The 11,735-nt window shown below is 59.0% G+C and carries 15 protein-coding genes; 9 read left to right on the forward strand and 6 right to left on the reverse strand.

Features of this window, described 5'->3' with window-relative positions:
* Positions 1-36: 36 nt before the first annotated feature.
* Positions 37-840, forward strand: coding sequence for an SDR family oxidoreductase (locus B2P82_RS06335; protein WP_034811827.1), 804 nt, complete (start codon positions 37-39; stop codon positions 838-840).
* On the opposite strand, the gene B2P82_RS06340 is transcribed toward B2P82_RS06335, so the two are convergent.
* Positions 837-1,646, reverse strand: coding sequence for a DUF2306 domain-containing protein (locus B2P82_RS06340; protein ID WP_290495869.1), 810 nt, complete (start codon positions 1,644-1,646; stop codon positions 837-839). The genes B2P82_RS06335 and B2P82_RS06340 overlap by 4 nt on opposite strands.
* Positions 1,647-1,807: 161 nt before the next feature.
* Here B2P82_RS06340 and B2P82_RS06345 point away from each other — a divergent pair, with 161 nt between their 5' ends.
* From B2P82_RS06345 to B2P82_RS06365, 5 genes are all read left to right on the forward strand, one after another.
* Positions 1,808-2,791 carry a helix-turn-helix domain-containing protein gene (locus tag B2P82_RS06345; RefSeq protein WP_290481939.1) on the forward strand — a complete coding sequence of 328 codons (984 nt, stop codon included), beginning with the start codon at positions 1,808-1,810 and terminating at the stop codon, positions 2,789-2,791.
* A gap of 73 nt (positions 2,792-2,864) precedes the next feature.
* A complete protein-coding gene (locus tag B2P82_RS06350) occupies positions 2,865-3,164 on the forward strand; it encodes an aspartate decarboxylase (protein WP_206991186.1) in 300 nt (99 codons plus the stop codon).
* Positions 3,165-3,177: 13 nt separating this feature from the next.
* A complete protein-coding gene (locus tag B2P82_RS06355) occupies positions 3,178-3,777 on the forward strand; it encodes a GNAT family N-acetyltransferase (protein WP_290495871.1) in 600 nt (199 codons plus the stop codon).
* Entirely contained in the window at positions 3,777-3,971 is a 195-nt protein-coding gene (locus B2P82_RS06360; RefSeq protein ID WP_290495873.1) for a DUF4169 family protein, read from the forward strand. Before B2P82_RS06355 ends, B2P82_RS06360 begins: the two co-directional genes overlap by 1 nt.
* A gap of 72 nt (positions 3,972-4,043) precedes the next feature.
* Positions 4,044-4,166, forward strand: a complete 123-nt coding sequence (locus B2P82_RS06365; RefSeq protein WP_256434933.1) for a hypothetical protein — start codon at positions 4,044-4,046, stop codon at positions 4,164-4,166.
* Between the two features lie 8 nt (positions 4,167-4,174).
* Here the strand turns inward: B2P82_RS06365 and B2P82_RS06370 are convergent, their stop codons facing one another.
* On the reverse strand, positions 4,175-5,185 hold the full coding sequence (locus B2P82_RS06370; RefSeq protein ID WP_290495875.1) for a hypothetical protein: 1,011 nt from the start codon (positions 5,183-5,185) through the stop codon (positions 4,175-4,177).
* Between the two features lie 148 nt (positions 5,186-5,333).
* Here B2P82_RS06370 and B2P82_RS06375 point away from each other — a divergent pair, with 148 nt between their 5' ends.
* Positions 5,334-6,443: an NADH:flavin oxidoreductase gene (locus B2P82_RS06375; RefSeq protein WP_290495877.1), complete on the forward strand. Its 1,110-nt coding sequence runs from the start codon at positions 5,334-5,336 to the stop codon at positions 6,441-6,443.
* 345 nt (positions 6,444-6,788) lie between these two features.
* Here B2P82_RS06375 and B2P82_RS06380 read toward each other — a convergent pair whose 3' ends face one another.
* The 4 genes from B2P82_RS06380 to B2P82_RS06395 all read right to left on the reverse strand — a co-directional run bounded on the left by B2P82_RS06380 (position 6,789) and on the right by B2P82_RS06395 (position 8,686).
* Positions 6,789-7,340 carry a DUF5655 domain-containing protein gene (locus B2P82_RS06380; protein WP_290495879.1) on the reverse strand — a complete coding sequence of 184 codons (552 nt, stop codon included), beginning with the start codon at positions 7,338-7,340 and terminating at the stop codon, positions 6,789-6,791.
* A complete protein-coding gene (locus B2P82_RS06385) occupies positions 7,333-7,923 on the reverse strand; it encodes an SRPBCC domain-containing protein (protein WP_051607431.1) in 591 nt (196 codons plus the stop codon). The genes B2P82_RS06380 and B2P82_RS06385 overlap by 8 nt, the downstream gene beginning before the upstream one ends.
* On the reverse strand, positions 7,920-8,270 hold the full coding sequence (locus tag B2P82_RS06390; protein WP_290495882.1) for an ArsR/SmtB family transcription factor: 351 nt from the start codon (positions 8,268-8,270) through the stop codon (positions 7,920-7,922). Before B2P82_RS06390 ends, B2P82_RS06385 begins: the two co-directional genes overlap by 4 nt.
* A gap of 68 nt (positions 8,271-8,338) precedes the next feature.
* Complete coding sequence (locus B2P82_RS06395; RefSeq protein ID WP_290495884.1) at positions 8,339-8,686, reverse strand: hypothetical protein; 348 nt, start codon at positions 8,684-8,686, stop codon at positions 8,339-8,341.
* Between the two features lie 71 nt (positions 8,687-8,757).
* Here B2P82_RS06395 and B2P82_RS06400 point away from each other — a divergent pair, with 71 nt between their 5' ends.
* Both B2P82_RS06400 and B2P82_RS06405 read left to right on the forward strand, forming a co-directional pair.
* A complete protein-coding gene (locus tag B2P82_RS06400; RefSeq protein WP_349679732.1) occupies positions 8,758-11,097 on the forward strand; it encodes an ATP-dependent helicase in 2,340 nt (779 codons plus the stop codon).
* Between the two features lie 58 nt (positions 11,098-11,155).
* Positions 11,156-11,590, forward strand: coding sequence for a PH domain-containing protein (locus tag B2P82_RS06405; RefSeq protein ID WP_051607433.1), 435 nt, complete (start codon positions 11,156-11,158; stop codon positions 11,588-11,590).
* Positions 11,591-11,735 lie beyond the last annotated feature (145 nt).

Raw genomic sequence — 11,735 nt, forward strand, 5'->3', positions numbered from 1 at the left:
CGCCAATCAGAAACTTGGAGGAACAGGCGCATGGATATGGATTTCAGCAATTTGTTTTCGGTGGCCGGCAAGACCGTCGTGATTACGGGCGGCTCGCGCGGCATTGGCGAAATGATCGCGGCAGGCTTTCTGGCCAATGGTGCGAAGGTGATCATTTCCTCGCGCAAGGCGGATGCCTGTGAGGAAACGGTTGAGCGCCTGAAAGCAAAATATGGTGGCGAGATCTATGCCATTCCTTCCGATGTGGGCCAGATGGTCGGCATCGAACACCTCGCCAACACGCTCGCCGAGCGGGAAGAAAAGGTCGACGTTCTGGTCAACAATGCCGGTGTGGCATGGGGCGCCAAGCTGGAAGACTTCCCGGAGCATGGCTGGGACAAGGTGATGGACGTCAATGTGAAGGGGCTCTTCTTCCTGACCCAGAAGCTGATGCCGCTGCTGCGCAAGGCGGCGAGCGCGGACTCTCCGGCCCGCGTGATCAATATCGCCTCGATTGACGGCATGCACACCTCACCGATGAGCGGCTTTGCCTATGGCACGTCCAAAGCGGCCGTCATCCATCTGACGCGCTTCATGGGCGCGCATCTGGCCGGTGAGCATATTCTCTGCAACGGCATCGCGCCGGGCCCATTCCCGACCTATATGCTATCCACCGGCGTCGGCTTCAAAGGCGAAACCGAAGGCGTCGACTGGCAGAAGATTGGCGACCAGAATCCGTCTGGCCGGGTGGGCCAGCCCTCCGACATTGCCGGCCTCGCCATGTTCCTGTCATCCAAGGCCTCCAATTATATCACCGGGCACACCGTCCCGTGCGATGGCGGCATTGTCTCGTCCAGCTAGAGCTGCGGGAACCAGAGAAACGTCGACGCTCCGAAAATGCCGATCGCGGTAAAGACGGTGGCCGCTGCGACAAGCAGACTGGCTGCCGCCTTTGCGGGGGCGGAGCGACTGCGGCGGGCGGCACAATAGAGTTCAAGCACGGCCAGCGGAATCAGGTAGCTGCCATAGGTGATGATGATGTCGGCAGGTCCGCTCATCGTGCTGTTCATCCAGCGAGGGGACTGGTTGATCATTATCCAGCCCATCAGGCCGACCCGAACGAACCAGACGCCATTGGCAACCATGAACAGGCGCATGGCCCAGCGTTGATGGTCGGCGAGTCGGCGCGCCAACGCCAAGCGGATTGTGTAGACGGCGCAGACCAGAATCAGCACGGCGTTCAGTGACACGCTGGCGGCTCCCACCAGAGACAGGTATGTGTCGCGCCCCCACGTCAGCCAGAGCCCCCCCAGTGCAAGGGTGCAAGCCAGCACCAAAAAGATGCGGCCAGACCATCTGTGCAGGGTTGGGAACCGCCGCCGCAGAGCCGGAATGAGCTGTATGAGGCCCGTCAGCGTCATTGCGGCCGCCAGCAAGACGTGACTTGCAAACATCAGATTGCCCGCATCGTCTCCCGGAACATGGCCTTTGATGAGTTGCTTGTCGTTCCACCCTGCAAAGTTTCCCGTGGCTGTGCGGGTGCCATAATGAGCAATGATAAAGGCGATGAAGGCCAGTTGGCCGACCGCAGCAATGCAAAACCACGCTATGCCTGTGCGGCTCAGGAGCTTGTTCCATTTTCCAAGATTTTGTGAAGTGGGTGCCACGCGCAATCCTTCCATGTTTCAAACAGGGAAGCTGTGGTCAGGACCGCCGACATCGTCTTGCCGATTTGGAAATCGGCGAGGATTTCCGCAGAAAACCGTCGATATTGCTCCGGTAAGCTTCTAAGCTTGTCCCCGTTGCTGGCCAACTGGAAGAGATGCTTATGAAGATCGCCCAAATACGCATTGAGAACGATGGTATGTTCAGGCACGGCCTGCCATTTGGTCCAGTTGCTCCGCTTACACTGTATTGGGCGGCGTTTGCGCTTTCGGTATGTGCTTTCATTGCCGAGTATTTCGTCGGCGGCATTGTCCCCCAGCTCGGTGTTGTGCTGGTGCTCATCGGTTTCGTGCCTTGCGGTATGGCCTGGCTTTTGTCGCGCGAATTGTTCCGGCAGGAAACCGAGCGAAAAGCCTGGCCGCTCGTCGTGGTCGTGACGCTCTATTTGACCTGCCTGATCAGTTATGTGGTCCCGGAAGGGCATGCGGGCAGACTGGTCGGAATGGTGGCCAGCATGAAGGGGCTGATTGGGTCAGCCATGCTGCTCATGACTTTCGTGGAGGCCATTGATGGCTTGAAGGCCTCATCTGCGGAGCGACGGTTCCGCTTATGCTTTGCGGGTGGCTATGCCGCGATCGTCTTTGTTTCCCTCATGAACGACCAGCGCGGACTCGATGTTTGGCAGGAAGAGTTCAGGATTGTCGCCGCCACGCTCGCATTGGTCGGTGCAAGCGCGGCAGTGCTCTATCGAAGGCAAAATCCTCTTGCGCAGACCAAGCGGCCAAAGTCAGCGGCAGGACATCCGGCGCTTGCCTTGCGACTAGAGCGTCTGATCGAGACTGATCACGTGTTTCTGGAACCCCAGATAAAAGTCGCCGATGTAGCCGAACGTTTGCGCGAACCGGAATACAAGATCAGCCAATGCATCGTATCCGACCTTGGCTTCGCCAATTTCAACCAGATGATCAATTCCTACCGCATAGCCGAGGCGAAGCGCAGGCTTGCCCGTCCTGATCTTGAGGGTCAGCCTATCCTGTCCATCGCGATGGATTGCGGATTTGGCTCGCTCGGCCCATTCAACAGGTCATTCAAGGCGATGACAGGTCTGACGCCGAGCGCGTATCGCCGGCAGGCGGCGGTGCAGTGAGGGCTGGCGATTGGCGCGGTGAAGACTAGACTGCGCGACACAGAATCACTTCCCGCCAAGAAAGGCCGTCTCCATGGCAAACGCTCCCGTCGGATCCAAATCCAACCCGTCCCAGTTCGATATCCTGGACAAGCTGGCCGAGGACGAGCCGTACTTCGTGATCCGAGCGCATGATCCGCTATCTTCGGCGCTGGTCGAGCTGCACGCCTATATCGGCGCAGGCCAGTCCGGCGCGGCCCACAACAAGCTGGCCGAGATCATGGCGATGACGGCCGCCAAAGCCCCGCGCCCGGCCTCCAGCCCGAAATATCGCGAAACCTTCGCCATCTCGCTGGCCATGGAACAGTGGCGCGAGACGCATTCCGGCGATTAAGGGATTTGCCGGTTTGCAGATTGCGCCCGTCACGCTGGAGAACCGTTTCGTACGGCTCGTGCCGTTTGACATTGACGCGCATGCCGAAGCGTTACGGGACATGGCTGAGCGGTCCGGCCAGCGGCTGGCGACGTGGCCGTATTTCAATCCGCCGGGCGACTGGATTTCGGTTTGGGTAAAAGCGATCCGGAAACGTGCGGAGGCTGGCACACTGGTGCCGTTTGCCGTTCTGACGCCGGAGGGTCGCTTCGCTGGGATGAGCGCCTATCTCAACCCGGATGCAGTGTCGAAGAATGTCGAGATCGGTATGACGATTTATGCGCCTGAATTTCAGGGTGGCGCGACAAATCCCGCTTGCAAGCATTTGCTGCTCGGCCATGCCTTTGGTCAGGGAGCAATCCGCGTCTGTTTCAATGTGGATGAACGCAATGCCCGGTCTCGTGCAGCGGTGACCAAGCTGGGCGGCGTGCAGGAAGGCGTCCTGCGCGATAATCGCGTCCTGCCGGATGGTTTTGTCCGCACCACTGTGGTGTTCTCGATCCTCGCCCGCGAATGGCCCGGCGTGAAAGAAGGCCTGGAGGCGCGGCTGGCGCATTTCGGGAGGGAGGACTGATGGCCGAACCGATCAATCTCAACAAGTTTCGAAAAGCGAAAGCCAAGGTCGAGAAAGGCAAGTTGGCCAAGGAAAACCGCGCGAAATTCGGACGCACCAAGTCCGATCGATCCCTGGAGCAAGCGCGCGCGGACAAAGCGCGCCGGGAGACCGAAGCCCATCGCCGGGACGATGATCCCGAAGGCCATGGTTAATCAGGTCTTACCAACCGGCCTCTGACTTGCAGTGTCCCTTCTGACTTTGTTTCAAAGCGGGAGGACACGCCAATGGGTCGCATTCTGGGAAAATTCGTGGTGGCCGGTATCGCATTTGCGGCCGGGATCACTTGGGGCATCGTGGCTGACGCGGCTGAAGCCGGTATTCCGATCCGCACGCTGCTTGGTTTTTAGTCATCCGTTCAGCTAGCCGGTTCTTCCGGATACAGGATCGAATTGATCAGGGCGTCATCCATGCGGCGGCCTGAAACGCGCTCCAGTGCGCTGAAGATCGGCTTGGCCTGTTTGTCTTCGAGCAGGGGGATTGACTGGGCCAATTCGGCGGCGCGGGCATAACGCAACTGGGCTGTGGCCATATCGCCGCGCGCCTCTGCACATGCACCCAGATTATGAAGAATGGCAGGGGCGTGGGTCCATTCGCGTCCCAATTCGTCCCACTGTGCGCAGGCCCCCATGAAATTGCCATTCTTGGTGGCCTTCACGGCTGCGGCGAAGCGAGGGTCGTTCTGGGCTTCTGGGGTCAGGCCGTCCGTCATGATTTCGGCGCGCATGGTCTGGTAGTAAGGCGCGATATCATTGCGGAACCGGCGAACGGCTTCCACGGTCGCATCCCGCACCATGCCAATCGGGGCATTGTAGGGATCGTAGCTGGACTGGTGAGGGTCGCGCCAAACGCCGAGGTCATGGCCGCGATCTTCATATTCGGCCACGTCGACGCATGTTTCCCGATTTGCCCCGCCCAGCTGTTGCTGGCTGAAGACCAGCCGGTTGGTGCGATAGTCCACCAGATTGGCGGTGACAACGACTTCGACGGTTTCTTCGCGACATTCCGTTTCGACGATGGCGCGGTGTTCGCAATCGAACAGGCCGTCATATTCAACGCATCGCTTCTCGCGTTCAAAGCGCGTTTCGGCATCCCAGGACTCTATGTCGACCCGGCCCTCATAAATTCCGTCCGGATCGCCGGACGGCAAGGTGAACCAGTAGGATCCATCCAGCGTAACCTGTTCGATCATGTCGGCGAACTCGGCTTCTGCGACATTCCCGGCTGGCCCGCGGAACTGGCCCACGGCGACATCGCGATATTCTGCGGCCTGAGGAAAGCCAGGCGCCATGCGCGCCTCATAGTCATATCCGGGCGTGGCACAGGCAGCGGCCAAAGCGGGCAGGAAGAATAACAGGGCGTGTCTCATGTGGAGAGCCTTCAACAGTTTCAAGTCAGTAGCGTTGAGAGATACTGAACAGACACTGAACCATGCAATGGCTGTCTTTGCGTAGGGGAAAATCTTGACCTTGGGGGAGGGTGCCGCCACCTGTCTCGCAACATTGATGGAGCCCTAAATGACAAGTTCACTGTTCACCCCCTTCAAGATGAAGTCCCTCGACTTGCCTAACCGCATCGTGATGGCCCCGATGACGCGGTCGAAGTCGCCGAACGGCGTGCCGGGCAATGATGTTGCAGACTATTATGCGCGTCGCGCCGAAAACGAGGTTGGCCTGATCCTGACCGAAGGCACCACAATCCGCCGTGGTGGGGCATCGAACGACCCGAACGTTCCGAACTTCCATGAGCCGGACTCCCTGGCTGGTTGGAAAAATGTGGTTGAGAAGGTCCACGCCAAGGGTGGCAAGATCGCGCCCCAGATCTGGCATATGGGCATGGTGCGCAAGGAAGGCAGTGGTCCGAATCCGGACGCGCCGACCGACAGCCCTTCGGGCATGACGCATACCGGTAAAGCTGTGATTGAGGCACCGACATCCGCTGAAGTCGACGACATGGTGCTCGCATATGCTGACGCCGCCGCTGAAGCGGAAAAGCTCGGTTTTGACTGTGTCGAAGTGCATGGCGCGCATGGCTACCTGATCGACCAGTTCTTCTGGAATGTCATGAACAAGCGCGATGACAAGTTTGGCGGCACATCGCTGGTCGATCGCGCCAGCTTTGCCTCTGATATCCTGAAGGAAATTCGCAAGCGTGTCTCTCCGGATTTCCCGATCATCCTGCGCTACTCGCAGTGGAAACAACAGCAATATGATGCGCGCCTGGCTACGACGCCGGAAGACCTCGAAGCTTTCCTGAAAGTGTTCGTCGATGGCGGCGTGGACGTATTGCACGCGTCCCAGCGCCGCTACTGGGAACCCGAATTCCCTGAGGTCGATGGCGAGAACGGTCTGAACGGTGCAGGTTGGGCCAAGAAGCTGACTGGCCTGCCCACCATTACCGTCGGGTCGGTTGGCCTGTCAGGCGATTTCATCAAGGCTTTCCAGGGTGAGGGTTCGGGGACACGGTCGCTCGATGACCTCGAAGAGCGCTTGTCGCGCGGTGAGTTTGACCTTGTTGCGGTTGGGCGCGCGCTGCTTCAGGATCCGGCATGGGCCCGCAAGGTGCATGAAGGTCGCCTTGATGAGTTGAACGATTATGATGCAGCGAGTTTGGCAACGCTATCTTAGGTCGATTTGGACTTGCATCCGATCGTCAGGAATGGTTTTGGTTAATTCAGCTGGGCCGAAGGTGGCTATTCCGCCAAGGTCCAGTTGGATGGTGGGGACAGTTTAGGCCATCCCGATACAATTGGACGATGAAGGCGTGTGGGGGACCCGTACATCACACGCACTTTGTCCGCGCTTCGACGCCACCTGCGCGATAGCCGTCTTGTTCGGATGACCTTTTCCCCCTTCTGACGCGGGCGATGCCCGTACCAAAGTGAGATGCCTTCACACCAGCATCTCGCTCGACCCTGCAAGGCTGCGTCCCGCACACCTGACGCATCCCTGCAGGGTTTTTTTGTTTGCATATCAGGCCTTGGTGTAAGCCTCCGCCAACCAGGCCTTTAGCTCGGCGTCGACGTCTGTGACGGATGTGAGCCGAACTTTGTGCGTACACATGCCGCCGGGCTTTTCCTCCAGCAAACGGTTGGTGCCCGGCGTCCCCTTGAGGTTAAGGCCCAGATCAACGCGTGTCTTCGTTGCCGGCGTTACCACGGCAAAGTTCTTGGAGCGACGGAACGCGACCGAGGTCTTTTTCGGCGCGATCTCGACATCTTTGCCAAGAGCGCCAGCATGGGCCGCAAGTGCGTCAAAGATCGGTCGCAGGCTTTCCTTGCCGCTGTACTGGTTGGCCAACATATCACCCTCATTTGCATCCAGTCGGCCCTTGGCCGCCTGGCAGGCGAGGTTGGCATAGCCGTGGGTCAGGCCGTGCTCGGTCTTGAGCAGTTTCATCTGGTCGCCGAATTTTTCCAGCCCGCTCTTGCGGACGAGGTCTGTCCAGTGATCCAGCGGCTTGCCGGTTTTTTCCAGCAGGCCCTGTTTCATGCTTTCTAGCATCTGTTCAGGCGATTTAGCCATGCGGCGTCTCCTTTTCCGGGGTGGGCATTTCCAGGGTCGGCTCGACAAGGGGCCAGTGGTCGAGACGACACTGCGCCGGCGTGAACAGGGCCATGACAGGCCCCAGCATCATCACCATGCGACCGGAAAATCTGGGCTTGCCGGTCTCGACCAGCGCCTTGAGATTCTCGGTGATGAACTTGCCTCCAGGCACCATGGACTTTTCTGTCTTCGTACCGGCGGGCACGTTTTCCGTGATCAGGCGGAACCGGGTGCCGCCGTCTATCTCGGCCAATTCGTAGATGACCGTGCAGGGGGCATCTTCGTATTGGGTGAACTTCAGCGTGTGCGCATAGCGGTGAGGTGGGGAGAATTCCAGCACTTCGCCTACGACGGAGGCAAACTTCCGATTGGGCGTGATCATGCGCATCGGCTTGCCGGGTTTCAGACCGTCGACCGTGTCGCACACGGCCCCGAAAAAGAAGGGCAGGGCTTCGTCGGTTTTGACCAGCGTATCCCAGACAGTGTGAATGGGCGCTTCGATAAAGACTTCGTAGATGGCGCGGTCGGCAATCATGGCCGCGTCGGCGGATGTGGCAGTCATTGAGGGTCCTCCTTCTGCCGGGCGGCCGCCTCGGCGGCATATTTCAAGCCGGTGACACGGCTCGCGAACTGACTGGAATAGGCACTCATCCAACGATCCTGGATCATCTGGATGGGCGCCGCGTTGATATAGAGCCGACGGCTGCGGCCGTCCTTCTCACTGACCACGAGGCCCGCCTTCTCAAGCACGGCCAGATGGTTCATCACCGCAATGCGGCTGACATCGAAATGCTTTGCCAGTTCTCCCACCGGACAGCCGGGATTGGCTTTCAATATGTCGAGGATTTGCCGCCGGCTCTCATGGGCGAGTGCGTGGAAAACAGCAGACATGTCCTGATCAGTAATCATGTAATTACTGAATTACATATAAAGGTGTGAGTCAACACCCTTTGGTTCACAATGGTCAGGAGAGGGGATCAGCTGATCTTGTCGCTATTGTCGAAGGGTTTGGTTGGCGTGCATCGGGCCTCGTCATTGTTCTCCCCGGACAATTGCTCGCCTTTCAAGTCCCGCAGATTAGTCTCAAACTCTTTCAGCAATACGGCATCCTGTTCGGTAGGATTTTCCAGTTGCTGCAGGGCGGTCACGCGATCTTCAAGCCATTCGACTACCCTGGCCGCGCCTTCACCCACCACGGCGTTGCATGCGGTTGGATGGGACGGCGCATCAGCCTGCGCGGGCAATAGGGAAGACGCGATGGCAGCGGCTATGAGAAAGCTGGCCTTCTTCATCTTGGGGTCTCCAAGTTCTACTTCCAAGAGCATGACAGGGTGCTGGCACATGCACAACACCCGTCTGTGCCGCAAACCCTGCCCAACGGGGCATTCGGTGCTATATGTTCGCCATGAGTTCCAATCCGAATCGCCTGTCCATTTCCCAAATGGCCGCCGCCAAACCGCCCGCTGCCAAGAGCGAGGCGGAGTATCTGGACGGCCTGAACCCGGAGCAGCGCGAGGCCGTGCTGACGACCGAAGGACCGCTTCTGGTGCTTGCCGGTGCCGGCACGGGCAAGACGCGCGTGCTGACGACGCGTCTGGCGCACATCATCGGCACGCGGCTGGCCTGGCCGTCGCAGACGCTGACCGTGACCTTCACCAACAAGGCCGCCCGGGAAATGCGCGAGCGGGCGCTGAACATGCTGGGCGAGGCGGGCGAGGGCCTGCGCTGGCTTGGCACGTTCCACTCGATCAGCGCGCAGATTCTTCGCAAACATGCCGAACTGGCAGGGCTTAAATCGACTTTCACCATCATCGACACCGATGATCAGGTGCGCCTGTGCAAACAGATCATTCAGGCCGAGAACATTGATCCGAAACGCTGGGCGCCGCGCTATCTCGCCAGCCTGATTGATAGCTGGAAGAACCGGGCGCTGACGCCGGACAAGGTGCCGCCGGAAGAGGCTCACCAGTTCGCTGACGGCAAGGGCATCACCTGTTACCAGATTTATCAGGCGCGGCTGAAAGTGCTGAATGCGTGCGACTTTGGCGATTTGCTGATCCACAACATCACGATCTTCCAGAAAAACCCTGATTTGTTGAAGGAATATCACGACAAGTTCTGTTATGTTCTGGTCGACGAATATCAGGATACGAACGTTGCGCAGTATCTCTGGCTGCGCCTTCTGGCACAGGGCTCGCAGAATATATGCTGTGTCGGTGATGATGATCAGTCGATCTATGGCTGGCGCGGCGCGGAAGTCGACAACATCCTCCGCTTCGAGAAGGATTTCCCCGGCGCGCATGTGATCCGGCTGGAAAAGAACTACCGCTCGACCAAGCATATCCTTGCCGCTGCTTCCTCGGTGATCAGTCACAATAAGAGCCGTCTCGGCAAAACGCTCTATGTCGGCGACGACAATGCGATTGATGATATTGACGCCTCCAAGGTGAAGGTGCGCGGCCTGTGGGATGGCGAGGCCGAGAGCCGCCTGATTGCGGACGATATCGAGAGCTGGGTGTCGAAGGGTGGCAGCCATGAGGATTGCGCCGTTCTGGTGCGCGCCTCGTGGCAGATGCGGGCCTTCGAGGAACGCTTCATCATGCTGGGCATACCGTACCGCGTGATCGGGGGCCCGCGCTTCTTCGAGCGCGCCGAGATACGCGATGCGCTGGCCTATTTGCGGCTTGTACGGTCGCCGGATGATGATCTTGCGTTCGAGCGAGTCGTGAACCAGCCGAAGCGCGGCGTGGGAAATACATCGCTCGCCAAGCTGCAATCCTATGCGCGCGAGGATGGCCGAAGCCTGTTCGTGCTGACGCCAATGGTGCTGCAGACTGACGAGATCAAGGGCGGCGCGAAGCGCGGGCTGAACCAGTTCATCGACCAGATCAATCTCTGGCGAGACAAATTGGCCAATGGCATGCCGCATACGGAACTTGCCGAAACGATTCTCGAAGAGTCCGGCTATACCGACATGCTTCAAAAGGATCGCAGCCCGCAGGCGCAGACACGGCTCGACAACCTGAAGGAACTGGTCCGGGCGATGAGCGAGTTCGACTCACTGGCCGGCTTCCTGGAACATATCGAACTGGTCATGGACGCTTCGACCGGCGGGGCCGGGGAAGACCAGGTGCAGATCCTGACCCTGCACGGCGCCAAAGGGCTGGAATGGCCCGTCGTCTTCTTGCCCGGATGGGAAGAGGAAGTCTTCCCATCCCGCCGCAGCCTCGATGAAAGCGGCATGAAGGGGCTCGAGGAAGAGCGTCGGCTGGCCTATGTCGGCATCACGCGCGCGCGTCAGCACGCCTATATTTCCTTTGTGGCGAACCGCCAGATCTATGGCCGCTGGCAGAGCGTACTGCCGAGCCGCTTTGTTGATGAGTTGCCGCATGATCATGTCGAGGCGATTTCAGAGACGGGCTTTTCCGGCATGCCCGGTGGCGAGAGTGGATTTAGCGGATCGGTCGAAGACCTTGGCGAACGTTCGAATTACAAGAGTCCGGGCTGGCAGCGCCTGAAGGAAAATGCGGGCCGGTTTGACACGCGCCCGCCGCGAGACAATACGACCCTGTCGGCTACTTCAGGCGGACCGGCAACTTTCAAGGTCGGCACACGTATCTTCCATGATAAGTTCGGCTATGGCCGGGTGGCTCATACGGAAGGCAACAAGCTGACCGTGGATTTCGAAAAGTCCGGACGGAAGAAAGTGATCGCCACATTCGTGCAACCCGTTTGATGGTTGACCGCGCGTTCCATTCCGAATTGGATGGGTAAGGCAAAGCGGTGAGGCGATCATGGCCGGTTATCTTGAGAAGCGGCTCTATGAGGGCGAGGTCCTGCGCTATCGCGGCCAGTTCCATTGGCTCGAATATGCCAAGGCATGGGCGATGCTGATTATCTTTGGCATCATCATCTTCGGGATTTTCTATTTTATCGCCCAGATGATCCGGCTGAACACGACCGAGTTTGTGGTGACAGATCGCCGGGTTGTGAAGAAAACCGGGCTCTGGTCAGCCAATGTTGAGGAGATCACGCTCGATTCCATAGAAGGCAGTTCCCTCAACCAAGGCATCTTGGGGCGGATATTCGGCTTCGGAAAACTGTCGGTTCATGGGCGTGGTGAAACCCACATCAACTTCCCCAACATGGCCCATCCCCAGAGGTTTCGGGCTGAAGCGGAAAAATCCAAGCAGACAGCGCTTGCGCCGGGCGGGCCTCTGGTCGGCTGACCTGTTTCGCGAGAAAGGATATGCAGCACCGGGGGCCTGGTCAGGGGGGAGGGAGTCCGGCCGGCCTCATGAAGCGCGATGGGTGGAGGCGCTTGCCCGAAAGGGCGAAGGCTGACCCGGTGCTGCAGGACCTGTTCTCGCATGA

Origin of the sequence: Hyphomonas sp. UBA4494 (genome assembly GCF_002388935.1) — a bacterium.
In the GTDB taxonomy this organism is placed as follows: domain Bacteria; phylum Pseudomonadota; class Alphaproteobacteria; order Caulobacterales; family Hyphomonadaceae; genus Hyphomonas.

What these genes read in the sequence shown, in the direction of transcription:
- B2P82_RS06335 (WP_034811827.1), top strand. Translation starts at nt 37, where the DNA reads ATGGATTTCAGCAATTTGTTTTCGGTGGCCGGCAAGACCGTCGTGATT.
- B2P82_RS06345 (WP_290481939.1), top strand. Translation starts at nt 1,808, where the DNA reads ATGAAGATCGCCCAAATACGCATTGAGAACGATGGTATGTTCAGGCAC.
- B2P82_RS06350 (WP_206991186.1), top strand. Translation starts at nt 2,865, where the DNA reads ATGGCAAACGCTCCCGTCGGATCCAAATCCAACCCGTCCCAGTTCGAT.
- B2P82_RS06360 (WP_290495873.1), top strand. Translation starts at nt 3,777, where the DNA reads ATGGCCGAACCGATCAATCTCAACAAGTTTCGAAAAGCGAAAGCCAAG.
- B2P82_RS06365 (WP_256434933.1), top strand. Translation starts at nt 4,044, where the DNA reads ATGGGTCGCATTCTGGGAAAATTCGTGGTGGCCGGTATCGCATTTGCG.
- B2P82_RS06370 (WP_290495875.1), bottom strand. Translation starts at nt 5,185, where the DNA reads ATGAGACACGCCCTGTTATTCTTCCTGCCCGCTTTGGCCGCTGCCTGT.
- B2P82_RS06375 (WP_290495877.1), top strand. Translation starts at nt 5,334, where the DNA reads ATGACAAGTTCACTGTTCACCCCCTTCAAGATGAAGTCCCTCGACTTG.
- B2P82_RS06380 (WP_290495879.1), bottom strand. Translation starts at nt 7,340, where the DNA reads ATGGCTAAATCGCCTGAACAGATGCTAGAAAGCATGAAACAGGGCCTG.
- B2P82_RS06385 (WP_051607431.1), bottom strand. Translation starts at nt 7,923, where the DNA reads ATGACTGCCACATCCGCCGACGCGGCCATGATTGCCGACCGCGCCATC.
- B2P82_RS06390 (WP_290495882.1), bottom strand. Translation starts at nt 8,270, where the DNA reads ATGATTACTGATCAGGACATGTCTGCTGTTTTCCACGCACTCGCCCAT.
- B2P82_RS06395 (WP_290495884.1), bottom strand. Translation starts at nt 8,686, where the DNA reads ATGCTCTTGGAAGTAGAACTTGGAGACCCCAAGATGAAGAAGGCCAGC.
- B2P82_RS06400 (WP_349679732.1), top strand. Translation starts at nt 8,758, where the DNA reads ATGTTCGCCATGAGTTCCAATCCGAATCGCCTGTCCATTTCCCAAATG.
- B2P82_RS06405 (WP_051607433.1), top strand. Translation starts at nt 11,156, where the DNA reads ATGGCCGGTTATCTTGAGAAGCGGCTCTATGAGGGCGAGGTCCTGCGC.